Raw genomic sequence first — 25,005 nt, 5'->3', positions numbered from 1 at the left:
GGAGTGCAGTCGCGCTGATCGCCACCCTCTCGGCAATGACGCGATTGCTGTAGCATCCCAATCTGCCGCCGGACGCGCCGGCAGCCTGGCAAGCGCAATCCCTTGAGGGTCGGCTCATTGAGCCGCCGCACGCACCACACAGGAACAACATGACTACCATGAAGAAACTGCATAAGGAGCAGGCCGGCTCGACATTCGAATTCGTCGTGCCGCTGCCACGGGGATACAAGCCGGTCGACGCGCTGACTTTCCACGGCCGCGACAAGGATGCGGTATCCGAGATCGTGACCGACTCCCGCCTGCGCAAGGGCATTCTCCTGAACGACCTGCCGGCCGTCTTCGATATCGACTTCGGGACGGCCAGGAACCAGGCTGCATGCCAGATAGCGGTGGATGGAAAAGTTTCCGCCGCCATGCGGCAGCAGGCCCTGGACATCACCGCCGGCCTGGTCGGCTTGCGCCTGGATCCCCGGGACTTTGCGACCTTTGTCGCAAGCGACCCTGTTTTTGGTCCGCTCACCAAACGACAAAAGGCGCTGCGCATCATCCAGTCCTCCTCCATCTTCGAGGCGTTGACCTGGGCAATCATGGGACAGCAGATCAACGTCTCCTTCGCGGTATCGCTTCGGCGCACCTTTGTGCGGCTGGCCGGGCGCCGGCATAGCAGCGGCCTGTGGTGCTATCCGTCGCCGGCCGATGCGGCCCGGCTGCCGCTGGAGGAGCTCACGACCAGGCAGTATTCGCGCTCCAAGGCCGAGACGATATTGCGCCTCGCGTCCCTGGTGGCCGGCGGCGAGCTGGATCTCCTCGCCGGCCCGGACAATCCGGTGGAGTCGATCTGCCAATCGCTGCTCAAGGTGAAAGGGATCGGACCATGGACCGTGAACTATGCAATGTTGCGCGGTTATGGGCATGCGGACTGCTCCCTGCATGGGGACGTGGCCGTCAGATCCGCCATCGCCAGGCTTTGGGGGCATGAGGTGCGCCCGGACATCGCAGCGACCGAGGCGTTTCTCAAGAAGTACAGTCCGCACAGGACAATGGCTGCGGCCCATCTTTGGGCCAGCTTGAATACGACATCCAGCTATTGAGCCCGATGGGGCCGCCCGGCAAATCCATAGCGATTTGGCAGGCTCGCGACATGGAGCGGAACCCGGACCATCGCGCGGCCGCCCGGCGGCAAAAGTTCAAAGCGCGCCAGGCGCGGCGATGTTGCGATATTGCCCCTTGAAATACAGCAATGGCTGCGCCGCAGCCGCTTCTTGCAGGCTCAACGCTTTCACTTCGCCGATCACGATCAGGTGGTCGCCGGCGGCGTGCTCGGCGTGGATGTCGCAATCAAGCCAGTGCAGGCTGCCGGCAATGATCGGATTGCCCAGCGGCGACTCCTGCCATTCGATCCCCTGCCACTTGTCCGTGCCTCGTCGAGCGAACTGGTTGGAAATCCCGACCTGCCCTTCCGCCAGGATGTTGACCGCGAAGCGGCCTGCCCGGCGAATCCTGGGATAGCTGGCCGAACCCGACATGACGCTGAACGACACCAGTGGCGGGCTCATCGATACGCTATGGAACGACTGGCAGGTGAAGCCGATCGGCTCGCCGTCAATGAGCGACGTAATCACCGTGATGCCGGAAGCGTAGTGCCCGAGCGCTTCGCGAAAGCGCGACGGCGCGATGGCGGTAGTGGAGAGTGACATGGCAGGAACCGGATACGGATGCAGCTCGAAGGTGGGTTGAAGAAGTACCTGCGCCGCCGGAGGGTGTCGGCAACCCGCGTCGGCAGACTTCGGCCCTTGCCGGGGTTGACATCGCGCGTCAATCGGCGCCGGCCGAAGGGCCCGGCGGCTCCCGGCGTTTGGCGTTTTGCCGCCGCGGGCAGTTCGCGGCGGCCGTTTCTCGCCGCGGAATTACCTGGCGAGTTCCTTGCGGACGATTTCTGCCCCGGCGCTCAATGCATTGAGCTTGCCCCTTGCGACATGACGCGACAAGGGAGCCATGCCGCAGTTGGTGCAAGGATAGAGCTTGTCCGCATCGACAAACTGCAGGGCCTTTCGCAAGGTGTCGGCGACTTCCTCGGGCGTCTCGATGGCATTGCTCGCCACGTCGATGGCGCCGACCATCACCTTCTTGCCCCGGATGAGCTCGATCAGATCCATCGGGACATGAGAGTTGTGGCATTCCAGCGAGACGATATCGATACTGGATTTTTGCAGCTTGGGGAACGCTTCCTCATATTGCCGCCACTCTGATCCCAACGTCTTCTTCCAATCCGTATTGGCCTTGATGCCGTAGCCGTAACAGATATGGACGGCGGTTTCGCATTTAAGGCCTTCAATGGCCCGTTCCAGGGTGGCGACGCCCCACTCGTTCACCTCGTCAAAGAAGACATTGAAGGCGGGCTCATCGAACTGGATGATGTCGACACCGGCCGCTTCCAGCTCCCTGGCTTCCTGGTTGAGGATCTTGGCGAATTCCCAGGCCAGCTTTTCACGGCTCTTGTAGTGGCTGTCATAGAGCGTGTCGATCATGGTCATGGGCCCCGGCAGCGCCCATTTGATCGGCTGCCGGGTCTGCTGGCGCAAGAACCTGGCGTCGTCGACAAAGACCGGCTTCTGGCGAGAGACCGCGCCGACGACCGTCGGCACGCTCGCGTCGTAGCGATCACGAATCCTGACGGTCTCGCGCTTCTCGAAATCAACGCCGTCGAGGTGCTCGATGAACGTCGTCACGAAATGCTGGCGCGTCTGTTCGCCGTCGCTGACGATATCGATCCCGGCGTGCAGCTGCTCCTGCAACGACAAACGCAAGGCGTCTTGCTTGCCGTCGCTCAATTCCTCGCCTTGCAGTTTCCATGGAGACCAGAGCTTCTCCGGCTCGGCAAGCCAGGAGGGTTTAGGAAGGCTGCCGGCAGTTGAAGTGGGTAATAGTTTGTTCACGGTAGATGACCTTGTTTTCTTGGGGCTTCAAAGAGCGTAGTGAGCGGACCATTGATCGAGAATCGCGCGGTATGGCTTGATAAAGTTCTCCTCGACGAACCGTCCCTGCTCGATAGCCAGCCGGCTGCGTTCTTCCCGATCGTAGACGATCCGCGTCAATGAATAATCCTGGTGCTTCAAGCTGGGCTGATAGGACTTTCCGGCCGCGGAATTCGCGTTATAGATCTCTGGCCGGTAAATCTTCTGGAAGGTGTCCATCGTGCTGATGGTGCTGATCAGCTCGAGGTTCGTGTAGTCGCTCAGCAGATCGCCGGAGAAATAAAATGCCAGCGGCGCGGCGCTGTTGGCCGGCATGAAATAGCGAACCTTCAACCCCATCTTCCTGAAATATTCATCCGTCAGGGAGTATTCATCCTGCCGGTATTCCACACCCAGGACGGGATGCAGGTTCTCAGTCCGATGATAGGTCTTGCTGCTGGACACGCTGAGACAGATCACGGGCGGCTTGGCGAAATGTTCCTTGTAGGTATTTGAATTCACGAAACACTTGAACAGCTTCCCATGCAGGTCCCCGAAGTTGTCCGGAGCGCTGAATTCAGGCTGATTCCTGGTGTGCTCCAGCAAGAGCACGCTGAAGTCGTAATCGCGCACGTAGGAGGAAAAGTTATTCCCTACGATGCCCTCGATGCGTTCGCCGGTTTTCCGATCGACGATATTGGTCTTCAGTATCTCGATCAGAGGGAGAGCATTGCCGCTGCTTTCACCATCGATCGCCATCTCAACGGAAATGATTTCAAGCCGGACCTGATATCGATCGCCCTTGGGGTTGTCCCAATGCGCCAAGGCGTTGAAACGGTTGTCGATCATCCTGAAGGTATTGCGCAGGTTCTCCTGGCGGCTCGCCCCCCTGGCCAGGTTGGCAAAGTTGGTGGTGATACGCGTATTGTCTGATGGACGATAGTGTTCATCGAAGCCAATACTCTTGATGGCAAATGTGAATTCCTTACTCATGATGATCCTGGCCCCTGGTTTCTGACATCAAGCCTGCGCCCGCTGCTTGCTTTTCAAGCGCATCCAACCTCTTCTTGGGCTCTTTGATTCGGCAGTCTTGATGTCGTTGATAGCTGAGACGAATCTTATGCCGGGCCAATCATGAATAAAAGTGAATTGATCTCATAAAACCATTAGATCCACTCATGCATCAATGCAGCTGCTGATTTGCTTGCGGGCTTGCCCGCAAGGCCGTCGGATGCTTGGCGAGCGCCTTGAGGGACGAGAGGCTCACTCGCTTCGGAGCGAAGCCGGCGGCGAACCGTGGATGAGGGAATGCGTGAGAAAGGCGTCTCTCACGGCGGGGACAAAGAATGAAGGATGGGCGCGGCGCCTTCAGGCCAGATGGTCGCCGACGGTGAGAACTGGAAATGAGTACGCGTTGGGTACTGGTTCGATAATCGTCGGGGGATCGTGGAGCCTGCTGCCACGAAGAAATCAGGCCAACGCGGGCCGTTTCGCCTGCTCGATGAATGCGCGCAGGTAATCGATGCCCACGTCCGCCTCGCGCGCTCCCAGGAAGATATTCTTGGCGATGCCGTGCTTGCCCAGCCGGACGGGCACCACATCCATCTTGTCCGCGTATTCCAGCACCAGCCAGCGCGGCAGCGCAGCCACGCCGCGGCCGCTGGCGACCATCTGCAGCATGATGTCGGTGGTCTCGATCGCCTTGTGGCGCTTGGGCGTGATACCGGCCGGAGCGAGGAACATGCTGTAGATGTCCAGGCGGTCGACCGGCACCGGGTAGGTCACCAGCACCTCATTGCTCAGCTGCCTGGGCTTGATGTATTCCTCCTTGGCCAGCTTGTGGTTGCCGGCGACGACCAGGACCTGCTCGTAGTCGAACACCGGCTCGAACACGAGGCCCGGCTTGTCCAGCGGGTCGGGCGTCACCAGCAGGTCGATCTCGTAGCCGAACAGCGCGCCGATGCCGCCGAACTGGAACTTCTGCTTGACGTCCACATCCACATCCGGCCACTTGGCCAGATAAGGCGAGACGACTTTCAACAGCCATTGGTAGCAAGGGTGGCATTCCATGCCGATGCGCAGCGCGCCCCGCTCGCCCTGGGCGAACTGCCGCAAACGTTCTTCCGCCAGGTTGAGCTGCGGCAGCACCCGGTTGGCCACCGCCAACAGATACTGGCCGGCCTGCGTCAGGCGCAGGCTGCGGCCTTCGCGCAGCCAGATGTCGGTGCCCAGCTGCAGCTCCAGCTTCTTCATGCTGTGGCTCAGCGCCGACTGCGTCACGTGCAGGACGCCCGCAGCCGCGGTCAGGGAGCCTTGCTTTTCCACTTCCTGCACGATGGATAAATGAATGCGGTCAAGCATGATGAATGGAATTCATGTTTCTCTAAGAAAAGACAATTCTACTTCATCATTTATTTTGCGGTGGAAGAGTCGCGCTCGCTCAAGGACGACGTCGGACTGGCTCGTGGCACCCTGCCACCGATCACGGCGTCGGCCCTCATCGAGCGTTGCCGCACACCCGGCCTCGGCAGTGCGAGATCCTTTGGCATCGGGCGCGTATGTTCGCCAACGGACGGTGACAAAGGGGCGGAAGGCACATGCTCCGTTCATCGAAACCACGCTCAGGCCTGCGTTGCGGCCCATGTGCGATTCCACCACCCGAGAGATGAATTGAGAAATGAGCAGAACCACATTATTGCAATCCTCCCCTCCGGTGATCGGGCGCGTTTCTTGAGGCAATGCACACTGGTTGAACTCGCCACCGGCGAGATCGCATCGCCGCACCGGAGCGACCAGGTCTACTTTCCCGTCGACGCCCTGATCTCCATCCTGTCTGCGGGAGAAGCGACGCCGCGCTTCCAAGTCGGATTGGTGGGCAGCGAAGGCATGTACGGCATCCCATGCGTCTTGGGATTGAGAAACACGCGCGTCCATGCATCTGTGCTCTCGCCGGGCCGCGCATGGAACATTTCCGCCATGGATTTCCAGAAGGAACTGAGTGATAACAAAAGCCTGCAACCGGTATTGAATCGATACATCAATGTCGTGATCCAACAGCTGTACAGCACCTGCCGCTGCATCAAGTTTCACACCATACGCCAGCGGCTCGCCAAATGGCTCCTGATGAGCCATGACCGCACCGACGCGGCTGAACTCCGGATTACGCAGCAAACCCTGGCCTCGCTGCTGGGCGTGCGCCGTGTAGGCATTACCGCAGCGGCGACGCAATTGCGCAGGAATGGCGCGATCGAATACAGCCGCGGCCATGTCACCATCCTCAGCCGGAAAAAACTGGAAAAAGAGGCGTGCGCCTGTTACGCCGATGAGACGACGCTGTATGCGCATGCGCTGTAGCGCCTTGCGCATGTATCGGTATCCTTGCCGTCCGGCATGCTTCAGCGATACCGTCCCGCGCACATGGAATGATCGATATCATGCATTCCGCCGCGCTGGCGGCAAGAGGCGCCGCGTCTCCTTCCTGACCACCGCATAGCATTCGCAGCACAGCTCCTCCAGACGGGGACGGTCCAGCACTGTGAGGCGTCCCCTGCTGTACTCGATCACCCCTTGTCGCTGAAGCTTCCCGGCCGCCTCGGTGACGCCCTCCCGGCGTACGCCCAGCATGTTGGCGATCAGCTCCTGCGTCATCGTCAACTGATTGCCAGGGAGCCGATCCAGCGAGAGCAACAGCCAGCGGCACAATTGCTGGTCGATGGAATGATGTCGATTGCATACGGCGGTCTGGGCCATTTGGGTAATGAGGGCCTGGCTGTAGCGCAACATCAGATGAAGGGTGCTGGTGTCCCGATGGAATTCGTCTTTGAAGCGCGCGGCCGAGAGGCGATAGGCGCCTCCTCCGCTTTGCACGATGGCCCTGCTCGGCGTGCTTTCGCCGCCCATCAGGATGGCGATGCCGATGAAGCCGTCATTGCCGACGACCGAAATCTCTGCCGAGGCGCCATCTTCCATGACGTACAGCAACGAAACGATGGAGTCGGTCGGGAAATAAACGTGTTGCAAGGCATCGCCCGACTCGTAGAGAACCGAGCCCAAGGGAAGAGCGACCCATTCCAGCCGGGCGATGACGCGTTGCTGCACTTCCGGCGCCAAGGCGGCCAGCAGCTGGTTCTTCAATGGAGAATCCGCGGGGGGCATCTCGAGTCCGATATTGGAGGGAAAAAGCGGGCGGGACCGACGTCGCAAAACTCCAGCGGCGAGGCTGGAAAGCACCTATGTTCGATGCCGGACATACAAATGCGTTCACCGAAAAAAACTGCCCCGCAGGGCAGTTTCAATATCCGTCCCTTGCCGATCATGCAGGCATGAGACCGCCGGACCTTACCTCATCGGCCGCGGCTTTGCGGCGGCGGCGCGTGGCGACGAAGCCGATCAGGCCCAGCCCCGCCAGCATCATTGCCACGGTGGAATTCTCAGGCACGGCCGCCACGCTGATATTGCCGCCGAAGCTGCCGCCGGCCGAACCCGTCACCTTGCCGATGGCGGACAAGGTGTAGAGACCGGAGGCGAGATTGGAGGCGCTCAGCGTCCACGTCTGCGATCCCGAGCCGGATGTCATCGAACCGCTGGCCGTCATGCCGTTGCCGCTCAGCGTAAAGCTGGTGATATCGAGGCCCGAGACCGAATCCAGGGCAATCGAAATCACCGCCGAGGAGACGTTGAAGAACGTACCCTGGTCAAACGTGAAGTTCTCGGTAAAGGTCTTCCCGGTCGTGCCTGCCCCGTACGAAGCGCCGATGGATGAACTGGGTCCGTTGAAGGTGATGGTGGATGTATTGTTGATGTCCGTCGATGCCTGGACGGCGGCGCTGGAGAGCATCAGGGACGCGGACAGGAATACCCCGAAAATGACGTTTTTCATTGAATGGCCTCTTGGTAAATGTGGCATAGATGGTTGCAAAGCGGACTTCTACGATTTGATTCTGATGGCGCCTTGGGAACAGCAAGGATCGGCGCGCTTTTTTGTTGAGCAGCGATGACTCTTCGCCATTCGTTTTTTCCGCCCGAAGGAATCATCTCCTTTCCGGACATCCTTTATCTGTTCTGCAGCGAACATTGCGCACGGATTTCCCTGTGTCCGCATGCGCGGGGCGCCGCATCATGGCTTGCCGTCGCCCTTCTTGAGCGTCAGCAGCGGCCTGCCGCGCAATACGTCGCCATCCTGATACAGCGCCCGGCCGGCATCGCTCTGCTGACCGGCTTGCCGCCGCCGGATCTGGTCCAGGGCCGATGCGTCGCCGGCTTCTTCGACGGGCGGATCGTCCTTCGCCGTGTCGGCAACCTCCGGCGGCGCGCCGGATGCGTTCGAGGTCGGCCGGGCAGCGATCGATTCAAGACGTCGCGCCCGCTTTATTCTCAGGGCAGTATCGCTGGCGCGGGACTTCTCCTGCGTGTGGTCATCGGCGCCGGCGCCCAGCGGCTTGGCGGGAAGAATGGGATCAGACATGTGTATTCCTTGTCACGGTCGATATGGCGTCGGCGGGCAGACCGTGATGTCCGTTGCGCTTGCGGCCCCTGCCTGCTTCGGCATCGCGGCCGATCCAATGCAGGGGTAATGCACGATCATGCGCCTGCGCCGAAGGACTGGATGTAGGCGCAACTCCTCTAACGCAGGCGACACGGACGTAATCGTTGTTTTATGAAACAGCAGGCTGCGCAACGCGCGACGGCGCCCGGCGAAACAAGGTGATCTCCACCGTATGATCCTGCCCGTCGTCCACCAGGTTCAATGAGGAAGACGGCAGTGCGGCGCCGTCCAGAACATAGCGGTCGGGACGATCGGAGGTCCCGTCCCGCGACTGGACGATCGTCATCCGATAGCATGCGCCGTGATGCCGGTAGTCCAGCCGGTAACCTTCCCAGGCCGGCGGCAGGCACGGATGGACGGTGAGGATGTCGCCCCGTATGTCCAGTCCCAGCAGGGACTCCACCAGGAGCCTGTACATCCAGCCGGCCGATCCGGTGTACCAGGTCCAGCCGCCGCGGCCCATATGGGGACTGGCCGCATAGACATCGGCCGCCATCACGTAGGGCTCCACCTTGTAGACGTCGACCTCCCGCTGCGTGCCGGCGTGCAGGATGGGGTTGATCATGCGCGCGATCGTCCATGCCGAGCCGCTGTCGCCCATGCGCGCGAACGCCATGGCGGCCCAGATGGCGGCGTGGGTGTACTGGCCGCCGTTTTCCCGCACCCCCGGCACATAGCCGCGGATGTAGCCGGGATTCTGGCCGGCATGGTCGAACGGAGGATCCAGCAGCTGCACCACGCCCTGCTCCGGGTGGACAAGGTGGCGATTGACCGCGTCCATCGCCGCGCTGCTCCGCTGCGGCATCCCGGCCCCGGAAAGAACCGACCAGCTCTGCGAAATCGAATCGATGCGGCATTCGACGTTGGCGGCCGAGCCGAGCGGGCTGCCGTCGTCGAAATAGGCGCGCAGGTACCACTGGCCGTCCCATCCGTTGGCCTCGATATTGCCGCGCAACAGCGCCGCCTGCGCGCGGCACTCCGCCGCGAAGGCGGCGTCGCCGCAAGCGGCGGCCACCTCGGCAAAACGCAGCAGCACCTCGCAGAAGAAGAAGCTGAGCCAGACGCTCTCGCCCCGCCCTTGATGGCCGACCTTGTCCATGCCGTCGTTCCAGTCGCAAGATCCCATCAGCGAGAGTCCGTGGACGCCGAACCGCAATCCATGCCGGATCGCGCGCACACAGTGCTGATACAGCGAGGCGGATTGCGCCGAGGGCGCAGGCAAGTCGTAGTAGGAGTCTTCATCCGCGCCCACGGCGCGACCTTCGATGAAAGCAATCGTCTCGTCCAGCACGCCGTCGTCGCCGGTGACGGCAATATAGCGGCACGCCGCCAGCGGCAACCAGAGATAGTCGTCGGAACAGTGGGTTCTCACGCCGCGGCCGCCGGGCGGATGCCACCAATGCTGGACGTCTCCTTCGACGAATTGGCGTCCGGCGCACAGCAACAGATGCGACCGCACCAGTTGCGGCTCGACATGCACGAGCGCCATGGCGTCCTGCAACTGGTCGCGGAAGCCGAAGGCGCCGCCGGACTGGTAGAAACCGCTGCGCCCCCACATGCGACAAGCCAGCGTCTGGTACAGCAGCCAACCGTTGGCCAGCAGGTCGATGGCGGGTTCCGGCGTGGCGATGCGGATCGCGCCAAGCGTCTCTTGCCAATAGCGCCGCACCGCGAGCAACGCCTCCGCGGCGGCAACGCTGCCGCGGTAGCGCATCAGCAGCGCCACCGGGTCGGTCTCGCGCGTGTCGGCGGCGCCCAACATGAACACCAGCTCCTGCTCCTGGCCCGGCGCCAGCTCGAATGCCACCTGCAGGGCCGCGCACGGATCGAGGCCGGCGCCGCTCTTGCCGGAGAGCCGTTGCCGCCGCATGGCGGCCGGATCGTCCAGCGAATGGTTGCGCCCGATGAATTCCTGCCGATCGGCGGTGACCGACTTCACGGCATCGACATCGAAGAAGGCCAGCCTGTGCGGAAATTCGGTGTTGTAGTGATTGCGGGCAAACAGCGCCCCGGTCGCCGGGTCGATCTCGCTGGTGATATGCATCGCGGTCTTGGCCCGCAGGTCGCCCAGCACCCATTCGACATAGCCGGTCGCCGACAGCCGGCGCGGCCGTCCCGACTCGTTACGGATGCGCAATACCGAATACTTGATTGCGGCATCGAGGGCAACATAGACGGTCAGCGCGCAAGCCAGCCCATCTTCGCTATGCTCGAACACGCTGTAGCCGAATCCGTGCCGCGCAAGGTACTCTCCGCCGCCGCAAGCCGGCAGCGGCGTGGGTGACCAGTATCGCCCGCTATCTTCATCGCGCAGGTAGAAGGCCTCCCCGCCGCGATCGCTGACGGGATCGTTGTTCCACGGGGTAATCCGGAATTCGTGCGCGTTTTCGCTCCAGCTGTAGGCCTGACCGCTTTCGGAAATCACGGTGCCGAAATGGGGGTTGGCAATGACATTGCTCCACGGCGCCGGCGTACGGCGGCCTTCTCCGGTGATGATTCTGTACTCGTCGCCATCTTCGCTGAAACCGCCGGTGCCGTTCTGGAACAGCGGCGCCCGCCCTGAATATGCGGCGAGGCCCTCATCGTCGACGGGCGCAGCTGCGGCCGTGACCGCCAGCATCGGCAGCCTGGACTCCGGCGGCTCGCGCCGGTTCAGCTGCTCGGCCAGGGATCCGTTGCGGTCGCTCAGTATGATGCGCGCGACGGACTGGAACAGCACCCTGTCTTCATCGGAGATCTGGTCCAGAAAACGAATGAAGATTCCTCCGGGACGATCGATCGCATGCGCGCCGGTCACGGACGAGATCAGGCCCAGGATCTGGTCCTGCAGCACCTGCCGATATCCCGCATGGTCCTCGTTCCATATCACCAGATCGACCGCCAGCCCCTTGGAACGCCAGTAGGCATGCGCCTGCACCAGCTGCCGCACCAGCTCGATGCTGGCCATGTCGCCGATCTGCACCAGCACGATGGGCAGGTCGCCGGAGATCGAATAACTCCACAGCGCCGACTGGCCGCGCTGGTTGCGGGCCAGGATGCCGGCATCCGCGCGCAGCAGGGGATTGGCGTAGACCACCGAGCCCGCCAGCCGCCCGTAGAGTTGCGCATCGGCCTCGCTGGCGTTGAGCTGGCGCAGCACTACCTGGTTGTGCGTCCACGCCAGCTCGACCACGCGAGCGCACAGGTGCCGGTCCTGATATTTGCCGACCAATCCCTGGCACGCTTCCCTGGTCGGCGCCACGCCTGCCACCATATCGATGGTGACGGACTGCTCCGGCGCCAGCGTGATGCGGTGGCGGATCGCCATGATGGGATCCAGCACGGAGCCGGCGGCGCCCGCCAACGGTCCGGCCCTGCGCATGGCCTCCGGCGAGGCCGGCGTGTTGGTCCGGCCGAGGAAGGCCAGCCGGTCGGTCTCATAGGACGTCTCCTCGATGGCGGTGCCGTGCACGGTCATCAGATGGAACATCCATGGCACGCTTTCGCCGGGCGAGCGCGCGCGGCGCGTGCACAGGATGGCGCCGCGCCGCGCATCGATCTCGGTCTGGACGAACAGGTTGCCGAAGGTCTGGTGCATGGCGTCCGCGGCCGCCGGCGCCAGCACCACCTCGGCATAGCTGGTCAGCTCGATGGTGCGCGAGGCGGATGAGTGATTCACGATCTTGGTGCGGCGCAGTTCGATATCGTCCTCAGGCGAGACCACCACTTCCGTGTGCGTCTCGAAGCTCCGGTCACGGCGGCGGAATTCGGCCCGTCCCTCAGAGAAGATCACCTCATAGTGAGATGGCTCGGTCCGGGTGGGTTGCGCGGCGGTGGACCAGAACACGCCGTCGCTCATGTCCCGGATATAGCAGAAGCTGCCCCAGTGATCGCGCGTGTCGTCTTCGCGCCAGCGCGTGAGCGCCAGGTCGTTCCAGCGGCTGTAGCTGCCGCCCGCGCCGGTGAGCATCAGGTGATAGCGCCCGTTGGAGAGCAGCTGCACCTCCGGCACGCGCGAGTCGCCCCGTTGCAGCACGCGGATATGGAGGTCCGGTCCGTCCAGCGTCGAGCGGACGTCGGCCAGCTCCAATGCCGACGGGTAGTTGGCGCCAGCCTTGGGTATGCGTTCATGCAGCAGGGACATCGTCGCCTGGAACATGGGGACGGATTCGAAGCGCCTTTGCATCGGTTTCTCCAGCAGCAGGCAAGCCAGGGACAGCAATCCCATGCCCTGGTGATGCGCCATGAAGGATCGGATGAGCGCCCTGCTCTGGCCACGCGCCAGGCGCGACGGCGTATAGTCGATGGCTTCGTAGAAACCGTAGACGCCCTCCATGCCGGAGGCCCGCATCTCCAGCAGATTGGCGCAGGCGCGCTCCGGCGCCACCATCAGCGCCATGATCGTCGCGTAGGGCGCCACCACGAGATCGTCGCCCAGGCCGCGCTTCAAGCCCAGGCCGGGCACCCCGAAGCTGCGGTACTGGTAGTTCAGGCTGGCGTCGAAGGCGTTGTAGCCGGACTCCGACATGCCCCAGACCACCCCGCACTCCATGCCGTAGCCGATCTGGCGCTCCACCACGGCGCGACAAGTCTGGTCCAGCAAGGTGCCGCGGAACGTCGGCATGATCAGCAGCGGCATCAGGTACTCGAACATCGAGCCGCTCCAGGAGAGCAGAATGGGTTCGCCCCCCGCCAGCGTGAGCTGGCGTCCCAGTGCAAACCAGCTGTCCTGCGGCAGTTGCCCCTGAGCGATGCCGACGAAGGTCGCCAGCCGCGCCTCCGAGGCCAGCAGGTCGTAGAAGCCGGTGTCGCGACGTCGCTCGCTCGCGTTATAGCCGATCGCCAGCAGGTGAGTGGCCGGGTCGTACAGGAAGCCGTATTCCATTCGCGCGAATTCCCCGGCTTGGGCGATCAGCGCATCGACCTCCCGGATCCGCGCGGCCGCCAGGGCGCTGGCGGCCTTGATCGCAGCGCGCAAGCCGTGCGCCTGCAACGCCTGCGGATCGCCGCCTCCGAATGGAAGCGCCTCAAAATAATCCTGCGTCAGGCTCTCCAGCTGGGCGATATGCCGCAGGCTCAATGATGTCTCCAGCATCGGGACGATGGCACGGACATCGACGCTCCAATCCGCAGCGCTTGTCATCGGCAGCCAGGGAGCCAGCGTCTCCATCTCATCCAATGCCTCCCGGCACTGGCGCACCAGGACATCCGTCCATCGGGCGATCTCCGCCTCACCGGCGACAAGCGCGCCCGAAAGGGAAAGAGGGTGGCCGCCGCGCTGGCGCCAGCTGGCATGGTAGTCACTTGCCTGCCGCCATAACCGGTGCAGCATGTCGCGAGCGGCGGCGGTGTCGCCAGGTACGTCGCGGCACGCGAGGGCCACGTCCTCGAGCATCATCGTCGGCGCCGGCAACGGCGTGTCGCGCGCCAGCTCGTCCAGGATCGCGCACACATCAGCGATCCCCTGGAACCGGCGAGGATGAAGCACCGGCGCATCCGCCAACCCGTCCAGCCCCGGGACCAGCGTCAGCAGGTTCCCCGCCAGGTTTCCGCTGTCCACCGTGGACACATAGGCCGGCGCCAGCGGCTGCAGGTTGCGCGTGTCATACCAGTTGTAAAAATGCCCCTGGTAGCGTTCCAGCAGGGCCAGCGTGGCGAAGGTGCGGGCCGTGCGGTCGATCAGCTGGCCGGCGGGAATGTAGCCGAAATCGTAAGCGCTCAGGCTGGCCATCAGGCTCAGCCCGATGTTGGTCGGGGAAGTGCGCCGCGCCAGCACTTCGACCGGGTGTTCCTGCAGGTTGTCGGGCGGCAGCCAGTTGTCCGCGGGGCCCACATGATCTTCGAAGAAGAGCCATATCTTCCTCGCCAGCATGCCCAGGTAGCGCTTCCTTGCCTGGCTGAGCTCAGCGTTGCCGTGCGGCACCGGCTGGCTCAAGCGCCAGGCGACATAGGGCGCGATCCACCAGGACAGGAGGATGATCGCGGCTGCCGCCAGCGCCGTCGGATGCATCACGTCAAGATAGAGCGCGGTCGCCAGCGCCAGCGCCGGCGCCGGCCACATCCCGCGATAGCTGGCCCGCAAGTGCTGGCCGGCGTTGCGCGCGACCTCGCTGGAGCTGCGCCACGCCAGCAACCGCAGATGGGACACGTGCAAGCGCCACTGGGTCCGTACGATCGCGTCGAGATGCTGCCACGCCTCGCACGGCAGCAGGCCGACCGACAGCGTTGCCTGGGTCAGCTGGGTCAGCGCCGCCCGCAGCGTCGCCCACACGTGCTGCCGCAACCGGGTTTCCGGCGCGACCCTGAGCAGGCTCAGCAGCACGGCGCACAGCACCGGTGTAAATACGAGGGCAAGCATGGCGAAGGTCCACGACCATGCATTGGAAAGAAACATCCATCCGGCCACCGTGATGCCGGTCAAGGCCGGCGCCACCAGGCTGCGGCGCAGGTTGTCGAACAGTTTCCAGCGCGAGAGCACGGACAGCGGATTGCGCTCGCGGCCCGTGCCGCCGCGCCCCACGCCCGCCGTGGGAACCCAGGGCAGCACCCATGCCGCTATCTGCCAGTCGCCCCGCACCCAGCGATGCCGCCGGCTGGCGTCGGTGCTGTAACGCGTCGGATAGTTTTCATTGAGCTGGATGTCGCTGACCAGGCCGCAACGGGCATAGCAACCCTCAAGCAGATCGTGGCTGAGGATGCGGCCCTCCGGCATGCGGTGACGCATCACCCTTTCAAAGGCCCGAACGTCGTAGATCCCCTTGCCGATGAAGGAACCCTCGCCGAACAGGTCCTGATAGAGATCGGAGACGGCGCGCGTGTAGGGATCGATGCCGATATCCCCGCCGTACAGCAATTCAAAGCGCGAGGCTTCAGGGGTGGGCGCGCTGACCGTGACGCGGGGCTGCAGCATGCCGTAGCCGTCGACGATGATGTTGCTGACCTCGTCATGCACGGGCAGGTTCAGCGCATGGGCCATGGTGGCGATCATCTGGCGCGCGGCGTCACGCGGCAACGCCGTGTCGGTGTCGAGCGAGATGACGTAACGGATATTGGCCAGCCCGTCGGTATTGCCGACCACCAGGGAGAATGCGGTCGCATCGTCCCGTGTCAGCAGGGCGTTGAGCGCTTCCAGCTTGCCGCGCTTGCGCTCATATCCCATCCATGCGTTCTCGGCCGGATTCCAGGTCCGGGGCCGATGCAGCAGCAGAAAGAAGTCGCCGCCGGCGCGCGGATACTTGAGGTTGAGGCGCTCCACGTGCTGCCTGGCGGCCAGCATCAGCCAGGCATCGTCGGCGTTGTGTTCCACCTGCGCATCCATGTGGTCGGTCAAGAGGCAAAAGCGCACATGCCGATCCCGATTCGCCAGGAAGCGCACTTCCAGCGCGTCCACCAATTCCTCGACGCCGGAGGTCGTCTGCATCAAGCAAGGAACGGCGACCAGCGTGGCCAATTCGGGAGGGACGCCCGTCGCCAGATCCATGCGCGGCAGCAAGACCGGGGCGACCGACTGGGATGCTATCCAGTTCACCAGCGATTGCGCCAGCTGGCTGGCCGGAAGCAGGGCCAGCACGGCGAACAGGGCGAACCACGCCGGCCGCCATGCCGCGGCGCCGTCCTGCGCCGCCACCGCCAGCAGCGCATATTCGATGAGCAGCGTGAACAACATCACGCTGCCGAGGTAGAACGGCAAGGCGCGCCTGGCGCCGGCGCGGCGGCCGTGTTCGATCCAGGAATGGCGTATACCCGCGGCCTCCTCCAGGCGCGCGCGCCCGGGGCCGATCAGGTAATACCCCACATGTGAAGTGCGATGCGCGGCCCCGGCCTGCTCGCAGGCCTTATCGGACAACGTCACGGCCTGGGCTGCCACGGCGGCCTCCGGGAGCCAGCCGTTGCGCGCGATCTTCTCCACGGCATGGCGATAGCGGTCGCGCGTGGCGAAATCCATTCGCGCATAGACGTTGGCGGGATCCCGGCGCAAGGTATGCTCCACCTCGCTCATGGTCTCCACGAACTCGTGCCAGTCGGTGCTGCTGAGCAAGCGCAGCGAACCGATGGTGTTGCTGATGGACACCTGGTCCGATGCCTGGCGTTGCCCCTCTTGCTGGACCAGCCCCTCGATGCTCTCGCCGGAAGCCGCCAGCCGTTGCGACAACCAGGTCAAGGGAAGCGCCAGCGTCGAATTGCGCGCTTGCAGGCGCCGGACCAGTTCGGCCACGAAGGCGCTTTCCAGGGCCGGCTCGGAGCGCGCCATATCGGCCACGACCAGAATCAGGTCTTCGGGGATTTCCTGCGCCACTTCCAGCATCCTGTCCGCCCACCGTTGCGCCAGGGCGCTGTGTTGGCGGCTATCGGACAGGCGCGCCGCCACCCGCCTGAGGTTCTCTATCAGCGCCAGGCGCAGCATGATGGGAATGGCCCATAGCTCGCCGAGGTTGAGGGTGGTGACCTTCTGGTAGGAGGCGACGAAGCGGCTCAGGCTTTCCGGATCGACGCGGCCGTCGCCGTGGGCGATCGTCTCGAGGGCAATGTCGTAGACCCGCGGAATGCCTTCACGATGACCATTTTTCAGCTGCGGCAGCGCCTTGCTGTAGCGCTTGGGGAGATGGCGCTTGGCGGTGCGGATCTGCTCATCGATCAAGTAATAGTTGTCCAGCAGCCATTCGGAGGCGGGGGTGACCTGCCTCCCAAGCTTGATCGCGTCGGTCAGCAGGGCACAGGTGGAAACGATGACTTCCTGATTGCTGGACAGCCGCGACAAGAGCCGGTCAGGACGCTGCCCCGAACTCAGGACATGCATCCGGGCCAGAACCTGGCCGTGGCGCTCCATTTGCTGGGCGCTGAACAGCTCGGCGCGCAGCGGCAATTCTTGCTCCGACGAAGCGGATGACGGCGGTGAATTTTCGATGAGCTTGTCCCGGGGCGCCAAGTTAGTCGGCCTAGATTCTGGCGAATACGCCATTGGAGACCAGGTGATCCACGTCTTTCCTGGCGCGATCGAACGCACGCTCCAGCGCCACATGGTTTTCCATGGCGGTGGAGTCGGTCCTCTCGTCGCACACGCCGCTGATCGAGGCGGCCGGTCTTGGACGACAGCGCGCGATGCAGGTAAACGTCCTGAAGTTCTCACCGATCGCCGACACGGTGATGTCGATTCTGAAATCCCTGTAGATCTCGGTCCCCAGCATCACATCGCTCCTCTTGCATCCTGCCGGCCTGAGCAAGGACTGCCGACAGCCCGTCTCACGACGTATGATCACCTTCGCGCCGCCCTTGCAAGGCAAGGCCAAGTCCAGCCATCACCGTAGTCCAGATAGCGTCGCAGGTATGTGCGATGGCATACATAGCGACGCCCGCGCCGCAGGAAGAATCACGCCGCACCAACCGCCGCATCCTGCTTTCGTCTGCGGCGGGGATGACTACAGTCACATAGTCCTTGCACCTACATCCACCGACTTCCGATAAGCACAGCATGGGTCATCGTCGGCGCACGCACATCGAAAGCGCGGGCGAATTGCCAACAGGCGCTCAAGGAGAATCGACATGTCCAGCAACAACCATCGCAGCAAGCAAGAGAGCGGCACCGACAAGAAATCGGCGACCAAGGATAACGACGGCAAGGCGGTGAAATCCGCGCGCGACGACAACGCGGGATCCGCGGCAGGCGACAAGGCCGCGGCCCCCGGCAAGCAAGGCCATTCGTCATCGCACAAGAATGACGGAAAGAAGTAGTAAGTTAAGCGGGACGAGAACGGATTGGGGCGCATGCAAACGCAGCGCGTCAACCTCCGTCCTCGAGCGATGGCCCTGCAATATCCACGCCCTGGAATGGAGCTTTCAATGAACAGCCCCGCCCTATCGATGGGCCGCCCTGCCGAAACCTCGCCGCGCGAGCATGCCGGCGCCGAGCGCCAGGAACGGCTTGACGCTGCAGCCGACGCCGCGCTCGACGATGCGCTCGGCCGTATCCTCCCTGCCGGTAAAGAGAACGTACCAGCGTCCGGCGCAGGGCGATTCGTCAGGCAATGCCTTCGCATCGTCCGAAACGCCGTCAGGAAGCAGCAGATGTGACCTCAACGGATACAGAATCGCAAGAAGGTGGTGAAGCAATGCATAGCAATGCATGCCGGCGGCAATCTGCTCGATACATCGCCCCATGTACGACGCTATGGAGACCGCGCCTGCGCGCGCAGGGACTCGTCCCGGCTCGGTCGGCCGACGGCAAGACGGCTGGCGATGGATTCGCAGGTATTGATGCCATAAGCGATGGCCAGCGCTTGCGTGGGATAAAGGAACATCGCCCCAGGCTGGGACAGCACGGATTCGCCGTCGCGCATGACCTCCAGCAACTCCAGGGCCCAACCCTGCCCGCGACGGGAATACTGCAAGCGATAGGAGAAACTGTCGTCGCTTTCTGCGGTTTCGTAGACAAGCATGAATATTCCTCGGGAAGTAAAAGGGAAGCGCAGCTCAACAATCCGGGGCGCTGGGAAATATCGGCTCCGCGGCAGACGTTGATGAGATCCGTAAGCCCGGCCTCAACAAGCAGACAGTAGTGGAGTTGCCTGAGCAGGACTGTTCGCCACCCCACACAAAGGGAAACATCCCGTTGACGATGGCGGGGGGGAACGGCGCCAACACGCATACCGCGGAACGACGCCGGCTTGGAAGGCCTCGGCCGGGGCTTCCCGGCCCTGCCAGACTCATGCGGCGCAAGAACGTTCCCATTCATCCGACCCAAGGGATCCAATGCATCCGACCGATCGGCAGCTGACCACCGTTCTTGTCGTCGAAGACAATCCCGACGTGCGAGAGATGTTGTCTCAAGCGCTGCAGCTGCACGGCTACAAGGTCCTGGAGACAAGCAACGGCGCCGAAGCCCTGGACGCCCTCAAGACCGGCCGGATCCATGTCGTGCTCACGGATATGAGAATGCCGGTCATGAACGGCTTGGACTTTGCCATGCGCGCGAAAGGCTGTCCGGAGTTCTCTCACATCCCCATCGCGCTTCTCAGCGCCACTCCGTTGCCAAACTCAGCGTCCGCGGCCAAGCTCTTCGACGCCCTGCTGGTCAAGCCGTGCCAGATGGAGCGCCTGCTCCGCACCATCGATCAGCTGGCCGGCGCGGGCTGAGATGCGGCGCTGACGCCGCCGTCGTGGCCTTGCCGGAAGTACTTGCCGCACACCGGACCGCCGGCGTCGCGGCTCGTCCGAGCCTGGATCCTTCCATCGGACCTCGCCACGTATCGGCGGCTCTCCACGAAGAAAAGGCCGCGCAAGCGGCCTTTCGTTTGCCTCGCCCCGTCTTCGGTCAGGGCGTTACATCGGGCGGAGCATCTCCCCGGGCATGCCCACTGCGATAAATATCGCCTTCACCTTCGCCGTCAGCGCCGCGCTCCGATTCCGGATCGCGCTCCTCGTCCGCAGGCTCCGTTTCCGACGGTTCATCGACAAGCTCTCCCTGGTCCGGAGCGGGCTGATCCGGCTCTTCTCCTTTTCCCGGGGACGCCGCGTCCCCGTCTTCCTCCCCGATGCTCCGCCCGGGCTGGGGATCGCTTTCTTCGGGACGCTGTTGGCCCGGTGTCTGATTGATGTTCGACATATCGTCTTCCTTTGCATCACGGTCACATTGAGGCGTCATCGGAACAGGCCGCGATGTCCGTTTTCGCAGCACCGCTGCGGGACAGGCTTGCCGCGAGCGGCGAGTCGATCCTGCTGGGTGTGATTCCGATACTGCGCCCAATCGGGCGCCGGTGATGTAAGAAGAAGTCTTGTCCGCGCGTGGTCTCTTTGGTGGAAAAAAAGCGGCGCCATCCCCCTGGAATCTCGGGGGCCGCGCCACGCACCGGCAAGCCTATGCGGGCTCGGCTAGCAGGAATGCGCTGCGCAGCTCTTCCACATAATCGGTGATCGATACATGGCATTCACTGGCCTGGGGCTCGTTGCCCGCAATCCACTCGGCGTTCCAGTTGCAACCGGTCTCGTCCATGCCGTGCCAGCGTACGCCGGTCAGCGCGACGCCATCGCAGGGCGGGAATTGGGCCATCTTGGAGCGGATCAGCAGCTCGATGTCCGCTTCCGCCTTGATTTCTCGATGTGACATATCTCCTCCCGTTTCGCCGCCATGTTCACGTCGCCAATGCCTCAGGCATCACGTCCTGCTCGGCGAGGACAGTGAGCTTCTCATCGGCCGCCTTCACCTCGTCCAGCGTCTCGCGCATCAGCGTCACCGCCTCGGGATATCCGAGTTTCTTCGCCAGCGCGCACAAGGTGCCATACGTGGCGATTTCATAGTGGTCCACCTTCTGGGCCGCGCCGATCAGGGCCGCATCCAATACCGGGCCCTTCTCCACTTCGTCTATTTGCTCCTTCCCTTCCTCCACCAGGCCTTCCATCGCCGCGCACTTGATGCGCTTCAGGCGCAGCCCGGTGGCCTCCACGATCTGGTCGATACGCTCGATCTGGCCCTGGGTCTCTTGCAGGTTCAGGTCCAGTGCAGCCGTCAAATCCGGATTGGTGGCGGATCGGATCATTCTCGGCAAAGCCTTTGCCAATTGCTTCTCGGCGCTATAGATGTCGGAAAGACCATGGATAAACAGGTCGCTCAATGATTTTACGCTCATGAAATTCTCCTCGTTGAATGAAATGACCGGGACGCCAGGCGCCCCGGCCAGTTCCCGTCGGGCTGATGACGCAGGTCCTGTGCTTCCTGACATTCTCAAGACAATTCCCAGCGGGATGCGCCTGATCTTATGGCCGATGCGGGAGCGCCGTCAGAAGGCCGGGAGGAAGTCGGACGACAGGAAAGCGTCTATTCGCATGTGGGACAACACCGACAAGGATCCGGATTGCCGTCCGACCCAACAAGCCGGACGCGCGATCGCGCAGGACTACACACGCATGGGTCAATGACCTACATCTGAGCCCTGCCAATGGGCGCAACATGCATCGTCGCCGGCAAAAACAACGGCGCGGGCGAATTCGCCATCCATCAGCTTTGAGGAGCTTCGCTATGTCCAGCAGCCGAGGCAGCGGCAACGATGCCCACACCCGCATTGACAAACACCCCGATAAACTGGCCGGCGAAGATAAACAGGAACGGCGCGCCCGTGAGTCCATCGCTATCGAAAAGAAAATAAGCCGGCGCGGCCAGGCGGACGAGAAACGGGAGCAGGAAAGGAAACAGCAAGATCCGCCATGAAGCTTCCGGACCGAAGCAAACGCCGGTGCCTGCGGCATCGTCGCCCTTGCGCGACATTCACTGCAACCCGATCGGCGCTTGCGCGTCGTTTATATGCCCCGAGCCGGGCAACTGAGAATCGACGATGCTCAAGAAAGTGAAACGGCTATGGTTTTCCGGGATGAAGAAGGCGGCCAAGGCGCAGCAAAAGCACGTCAAGACGATGTTGAAGATGCTTGTCGCCAAGCCTTCCCCTGCGGCGGCCAAGTCAAGGCGCCCCGGCTCAAAACGATCCGCTCCCACCGTCGCGCCGCCGGGGTCATGGATGCTCGGCCGCCATAGCCATGACGCCGCCCTGGCGCGCCGCATGCAATACCGGCTGTTCCTGCCCGACAGGCACGGCGCCGGCGCGCCGCTGATCGTGATGCTGCATGGCTGCCAGCAGAACGCCGCCGACTTCGCCGAAGGGACGAGGATGAACGCGCACGCGGCGCGCAAGGGATACGCCGTACTGTATCCGGAACAATCCCTGGGCGCCCATGCGCAGCGCTGCTGGAAATGGTACGACCCGGCGACCCAGCGGGGAGAAGCCGATGTCGCCATGATTGCCGCGCTGGTCGAGGATATCGCCGCCAGGCACGCCATCGATCGCCGGCGCGTCTACGCATGCGGGCTCTCCGCCGGCGCCGCCATGGCGCAACTGCTGGCGCTGACGCATCCCGGGCTGGTCGCCGCAGTGGGCTTGCATTCCGGCCCCGCCTATGGCGGTTGCAAAAGCGCGGCGGGCGCCTACAGGTTGATGCAAGCCGGTGCCGGATCTCCCCTGGCGGCCATGGATGAACTGCTCGCCGTTCGCCCCGCCGCAGCCGGAGTGCCTGCCATCCTGATCGCGGGAGACGCCGACAAGGTGGTGAGGCCGATCAACCATCGCCAGTTGACGCAACAGTTTGTCCGGCTGAACCGGGAATCGAATCTCGAAGCCAGACCGTTGACGGTCAAGGCATTCGGCAGGGTGTCCAAGAAAAATCCGGTACGGCGCCGGATGCTGATCGGGGATTACGTCTCGGGGCGAACACCGATGGTGCGGTCGGTGTTGATCGAAGGCCTGGGCCACGCCTGGAGCGGCGGAGACGAAAAATTCGCGTTCAACTCCGGTGGGCCGGACGCCACGAAAATGGTGCTCGATTTCTTTGCCCGACATCGTCTGCGCTGACGGCGTCGGCTTGACGGCGCCTGCCTCATCCTTGGCCGGCATGCCGCCGCGACGGCGAAGGCCGACAACAAAAAGCCCCGCAAGGCGGGGCCGTTGATCCACCAACAGTTCAATCTTTACCGGTAGAAAGCCTCGACCCGGCCTTTCAGCTTGGTCAGCATGGGATTGCCCTTGCGGTCCAGCGCCTTGCCGGCCGGGATCTTGATCCATCCCTCGCTGATGCAATATTCGCCGACGTTGGTGAATTCCTTGTCGTTGAGCTTGATGCCGACATCGTGCTCGAAGACGGCAGCGTTGTAGTGGGGGCTGCGCGGATCGATCGAGAGCCGGTCGGGAAGTGGGGGGCGTTGTGCGGTATCGTTCATGGCGCCAATTATCGACGATAAAATCGGCCAAAACAATCCTTGCCCTCGCGCACCCCCTCATCGGCTCCCGGGATCAGGGCGCCGCGCTGAAGCGCCGGCTCCAATACGCGCCGGCGCCCAGCATGCCGCCGCTGACCAGCACGGTCACCACGCCCATGGCCATGCCGTCGCCGATCGAGCCCTGCTCGAACTGCTGCCAGATGTAGATCGACACGGTTTGCACGCCGCTGGGCGCCAGCAGCAGCGAGTTCACCAGCTCGCGCGAGGCGATGGCGAACACGATCAGCATGGACGAGACCAGGGCCGGCGCCGTCAGCGGCAGGATGATGCGCCGCATGACCTGGTGCATCGACGCGCCGTGCACGCGCGCGGCGGCTTCCAGGTTGTCGCCGATCTGGCGCAGCGCGGCGCTGGCGTAGCGCACCGGGTAGGGCAGCAGCAGGCAGCTGTAGGCCAGCAGCAGGATTCCCCAGGTGTTGTACGGCGTCACCGGCCAGAACGACTGGTTCCAGGTAAGGATCAGGCCGACCCCGACCACCACGCCCGGCAGCGCGTGCGGCATCAGCGTGAGCGCGTCGAGCAGCGCGCGCCCGCGCATGCGGGTCTTGACGATGGCCCAGGCGCTCAGCAGCCCCAGCGTTCCGGTGATCAACGCGGTCAACGTGGCCAGGCCCAGGCTGGTGGCCAGCGCCCCGGCGCCCTCGCCTTCGTTCCACAGCGCGCTGAAGTGGCCCAGCGTCAGGTTGCCGGCGTTGAGGCCGCCCGACAGCGTGCGCGTGAAGGCGGTGGCGGCAATGGCGAACAGGGGCGCAATCGTCGCCGCCGCGGCGATCGCCGCGAACGCCAGCAGCACCGGCCAACGCCATGGCCCCAGCTCGCGCGGCGTGGCCGCGACCGGCTTGCCGGAGTGCGTCTCGAAATTGCGGCTGGCCAGCAGCCGGTGCTGCAGGAAGAACGCCGCCAGCGCCAGCAACGCCAGCAGCAGCGAGAGCACCGACGCGCCGGAGAGGTCGATCGGCCAGTCCGAGAAGCGCTGCTCGATCGAGGTCACCAGCAATTCGACGCCGGCGCGCTGGCCCAGCGCCGCCGGAATGCCGAACTCCTCGATGGCCATGATGAAGGTCAGCAAGGCGCTGGCCGCGATGGCCGGCAGCACCAGCGGCAAGGTGATGCGCAATACGCTGCGCCAGGGACCGGCGCCGAAGATCCGCGCCACGTCGGTCAGGCGCAAGCCGACCGCCGCCAGCGCGCGCGATACCGAGAAATACACCACCGGGAAGACATTGAGCGTCATGGCCGCGACCACGCCGTTGAACGAGAACAGGAAGCGGCCGAGATGGAAGCCCACCATTCCTTCCAGGTAGCCGTGCGGCTGCAGGAACAGCATCCAGCCGAGCGCCGCCAGGTAGGGTGGAATCAGGAACGGCGCCAGGAACAGCAAGTCCCAGAGCCGCGCCAGCGGCACCCGGAACAAGCCGCGCAAGGCGCCCAGCGGCACGCCGACCAGGACGCTGGCGATGGCCACCACAAGGCCGAAGCGCAACGTATTGAACAGCAGCGGCAAGGTGCGCTCATCGCCCAGCGCCGTGCCGAACGAGGAGAACGGCCGCGCGAACGAACCGGTGTTGATGGCCGGGAAGACCGCTTGCAGCGCGACGAAGCCGATCGGCAGCGCCACCAGCAGGCCCAGCGTCGCCAGCAGCATCAGCAACGGCGCCGAGATCGCTGGCCGCGCGCAGACCGCGGGCGCGCCCGCATTGGAATTTTTCATG

At 63.6% G+C, this 25,005-nt stretch carries 23 protein-coding genes; 7 read left to right on the top strand and 16 right to left on the bottom strand.

Translation table 11 applies throughout. The features are described 5' to 3' along the window. Nucleotides 1–149 precede the first annotated feature (149 nt). Nucleotides 150–1,091 carry a DNA-3-methyladenine glycosylase family protein gene (locus Herbaro_RS02750; RefSeq protein ID WP_275012316.1) on the top strand — a complete coding sequence of 314 codons (942 nt, stop codon included), beginning with the start codon at nucleotides 150–152 and terminating at the stop codon, nucleotides 1,089–1,091. Between the two features lie 96 nt (nucleotides 1,092–1,187). Here Herbaro_RS02750 and Herbaro_RS02745 read toward each other — a convergent pair whose 3' ends face one another. The 4 genes from Herbaro_RS02745 to Herbaro_RS02730 form a co-directional block, all read right to left on the bottom strand. Further along, on the bottom strand, nucleotides 1,188–1,697 hold the full coding sequence (locus Herbaro_RS02745; RefSeq protein WP_275012315.1) for a flavin reductase family protein: 510 nt from the start codon (nucleotides 1,695–1,697) through the stop codon (nucleotides 1,188–1,190). Nucleotides 1,698–1,907: 210 nt separating this feature from the next. Then, nucleotides 1,908–2,936 (bottom strand): methionine synthase, encoded by a 1,029-nt coding sequence (locus tag Herbaro_RS02740; protein WP_275012314.1) that lies wholly within the window; start codon nucleotides 2,934–2,936, stop codon nucleotides 1,908–1,910. A gap of 27 nt (nucleotides 2,937–2,963) precedes the next feature. Next, the gene (locus Herbaro_RS02735; RefSeq protein ID WP_275012313.1) at nucleotides 2,964–3,947 is read right to left on the bottom strand and encodes a DUF1852 domain-containing protein; all 984 of its coding nucleotides are present in this window, start codon (nucleotides 3,945–3,947) and stop codon (nucleotides 2,964–2,966) included. Between the two features lie 477 nt (nucleotides 3,948–4,424). After that, a complete protein-coding gene (locus Herbaro_RS02730; protein WP_275012312.1) occupies nucleotides 4,425–5,315 on the bottom strand; it encodes a LysR family transcriptional regulator in 891 nt (296 codons plus the stop codon). Here Herbaro_RS02730 and Herbaro_RS02725 point away from each other — a divergent pair. Beyond that, complete coding sequence (locus tag Herbaro_RS02725; RefSeq protein WP_275012311.1) at nucleotides 5,298–6,308, top strand: Crp/Fnr family transcriptional regulator; 1,011 nt, start codon at nucleotides 5,298–5,300, stop codon at nucleotides 6,306–6,308. The two genes, Herbaro_RS02730 and Herbaro_RS02725, sit on opposite strands and share 18 nt — an antisense overlap. A gap of 78 nt (nucleotides 6,309–6,386) precedes the next feature. On the opposite strand, the gene Herbaro_RS02720 is transcribed toward Herbaro_RS02725, so the two are convergent. The 5 genes from Herbaro_RS02720 to Herbaro_RS02700 all read right to left on the bottom strand — a co-directional run bounded on the left by Herbaro_RS02720 (nucleotide 6,387) and on the right by Herbaro_RS02700 (nucleotide 17,663). Then, nucleotides 6,387–7,109 carry a Crp/Fnr family transcriptional regulator gene (locus Herbaro_RS02720; RefSeq protein ID WP_275012310.1) on the bottom strand — a complete coding sequence of 241 codons (723 nt, stop codon included), beginning with the start codon at nucleotides 7,107–7,109 and terminating at the stop codon, nucleotides 6,387–6,389. Nucleotides 7,110–7,266: 157 nt separating this feature from the next. Next, entirely contained in the window at nucleotides 7,267–7,833 is a 567-nt protein-coding gene (locus tag Herbaro_RS02715; protein WP_275012309.1) for an FxDxF family PEP-CTERM protein, read from the bottom strand. A 237-nt stretch (nucleotides 7,834–8,070) separates the two neighbouring features. Then, on the bottom strand, nucleotides 8,071–8,418 hold the full coding sequence (locus Herbaro_RS02710) for a hypothetical protein (protein WP_275012308.1): 348 nt from the start codon (nucleotides 8,416–8,418) through the stop codon (nucleotides 8,071–8,073). Nucleotides 8,419–8,608: 190 nt separating this feature from the next. Further along, complete coding sequence (locus Herbaro_RS02705) at nucleotides 8,609–17,341, bottom strand: glycoside hydrolase family 94 protein (RefSeq protein WP_275012307.1); 8,733 nt, start codon at nucleotides 17,339–17,341, stop codon at nucleotides 8,609–8,611. 73 nt (nucleotides 17,342–17,414) lie between these two features. Continuing rightward, nucleotides 17,415–17,663, bottom strand: coding sequence for a hypothetical protein (locus Herbaro_RS02700; RefSeq protein ID WP_275012306.1), 249 nt, complete (start codon nucleotides 17,661–17,663; stop codon nucleotides 17,415–17,417). Between the two features lie 355 nt (nucleotides 17,664–18,018). Between Herbaro_RS02700 and Herbaro_RS02695 the strand changes: the two genes are divergently transcribed. Continuing rightward, complete coding sequence (locus Herbaro_RS02695; protein ID WP_275012305.1) at nucleotides 18,019–18,207, top strand: hypothetical protein; 189 nt, start codon at nucleotides 18,019–18,021, stop codon at nucleotides 18,205–18,207. Between the two features lie 108 nt (nucleotides 18,208–18,315). Continuing rightward, the gene (locus Herbaro_RS02690) at nucleotides 18,316–18,546 is read left to right on the top strand and encodes a hypothetical protein (RefSeq protein ID WP_275012304.1); all 231 of its coding nucleotides are present in this window, start codon (nucleotides 18,316–18,318) and stop codon (nucleotides 18,544–18,546) included. A 95-nt stretch (nucleotides 18,547–18,641) separates the two neighbouring features. Here the strand turns inward: Herbaro_RS02690 and Herbaro_RS02685 are convergent, their stop codons facing one another. Continuing rightward, nucleotides 18,642–18,911 (bottom strand): hypothetical protein, encoded by a 270-nt coding sequence (locus Herbaro_RS02685; protein WP_275012303.1) that lies wholly within the window; start codon nucleotides 18,909–18,911, stop codon nucleotides 18,642–18,644. A gap of 313 nt (nucleotides 18,912–19,224) precedes the next feature. Between Herbaro_RS02685 and Herbaro_RS02680 the strand changes: the two genes are divergently transcribed. Beyond that, nucleotides 19,225–19,608, top strand: a complete 384-nt coding sequence (locus Herbaro_RS02680; protein ID WP_275012302.1) for a response regulator — start codon at nucleotides 19,225–19,227, stop codon at nucleotides 19,606–19,608. Between the two features lie 178 nt (nucleotides 19,609–19,786). On the opposite strand, the gene Herbaro_RS02675 is transcribed toward Herbaro_RS02680, so the two are convergent. From Herbaro_RS02675 to Herbaro_RS02665, 3 genes are all read right to left on the bottom strand, one after another. After that, nucleotides 19,787–20,077 carry a hypothetical protein gene (locus tag Herbaro_RS02675; RefSeq protein WP_275012301.1) on the bottom strand — a complete coding sequence of 97 codons (291 nt, stop codon included), beginning with the start codon at nucleotides 20,075–20,077 and terminating at the stop codon, nucleotides 19,787–19,789. A gap of 252 nt (nucleotides 20,078–20,329) precedes the next feature. Continuing rightward, nucleotides 20,330–20,578 carry a hypothetical protein gene (locus tag Herbaro_RS02670; protein WP_275012300.1) on the bottom strand — a complete coding sequence of 83 codons (249 nt, stop codon included), beginning with the start codon at nucleotides 20,576–20,578 and terminating at the stop codon, nucleotides 20,330–20,332. A 25-nt stretch (nucleotides 20,579–20,603) separates the two neighbouring features. Beyond that, nucleotides 20,604–21,098, bottom strand: coding sequence for a YciE/YciF ferroxidase family protein (locus Herbaro_RS02665; protein WP_275012299.1), 495 nt, complete (start codon nucleotides 21,096–21,098; stop codon nucleotides 20,604–20,606). Between Herbaro_RS02665 and Herbaro_RS02660 the strand changes: the two genes are divergently transcribed. Beyond that, the gene (locus Herbaro_RS02660; protein WP_275012298.1) at nucleotides 21,097–21,387 is read left to right on the top strand and encodes a hypothetical protein; all 291 of its coding nucleotides are present in this window, start codon (nucleotides 21,097–21,099) and stop codon (nucleotides 21,385–21,387) included. The genes Herbaro_RS02665 and Herbaro_RS02660 overlap by 2 nt on opposite strands. A gap of 79 nt (nucleotides 21,388–21,466) precedes the next feature. On the opposite strand, the gene Herbaro_RS02655 is transcribed toward Herbaro_RS02660, so the two are convergent. Continuing rightward, nucleotides 21,467–21,733 (bottom strand): hypothetical protein, encoded by a 267-nt coding sequence (locus tag Herbaro_RS02655; protein ID WP_275012297.1) that lies wholly within the window; start codon nucleotides 21,731–21,733, stop codon nucleotides 21,467–21,469. A 67-nt stretch (nucleotides 21,734–21,800) separates the two neighbouring features. Between Herbaro_RS02655 and Herbaro_RS02650 the strand changes: the two genes are divergently transcribed. Then, nucleotides 21,801–22,868, top strand: coding sequence for an extracellular catalytic domain type 1 short-chain-length polyhydroxyalkanoate depolymerase (locus Herbaro_RS02650; RefSeq protein WP_275012296.1), 1,068 nt, complete (start codon nucleotides 21,801–21,803; stop codon nucleotides 22,866–22,868). Between the two features lie 116 nt (nucleotides 22,869–22,984). Here the strand turns inward: Herbaro_RS02650 and Herbaro_RS02645 are convergent, their stop codons facing one another. Then, nucleotides 22,985–23,233 carry a DUF3297 family protein gene (locus Herbaro_RS02645; RefSeq protein ID WP_275012295.1) on the bottom strand — a complete coding sequence of 83 codons (249 nt, stop codon included), beginning with the start codon at nucleotides 23,231–23,233 and terminating at the stop codon, nucleotides 22,985–22,987. Between the two features lie 73 nt (nucleotides 23,234–23,306). Further along, entirely contained in the window at nucleotides 23,307–25,004 is a 1,698-nt protein-coding gene (locus Herbaro_RS02640) for an ABC transporter permease (protein ID WP_275012294.1), read from the bottom strand. Nucleotide 25,005 lies beyond the last annotated feature (1 nt).

The sequence above is a fragment of the Herbaspirillum sp. WKF16 genome (assembly GCF_028993615.1).
GTDB lineage: Bacteria > Pseudomonadota > Gammaproteobacteria > Burkholderiales > Burkholderiaceae_D > Herbaspirillum.
The sequence above is the reverse complement of the archived record's forward strand: the minus strand, read 5'-3'. Positions and strand labels throughout refer to the sequence as shown.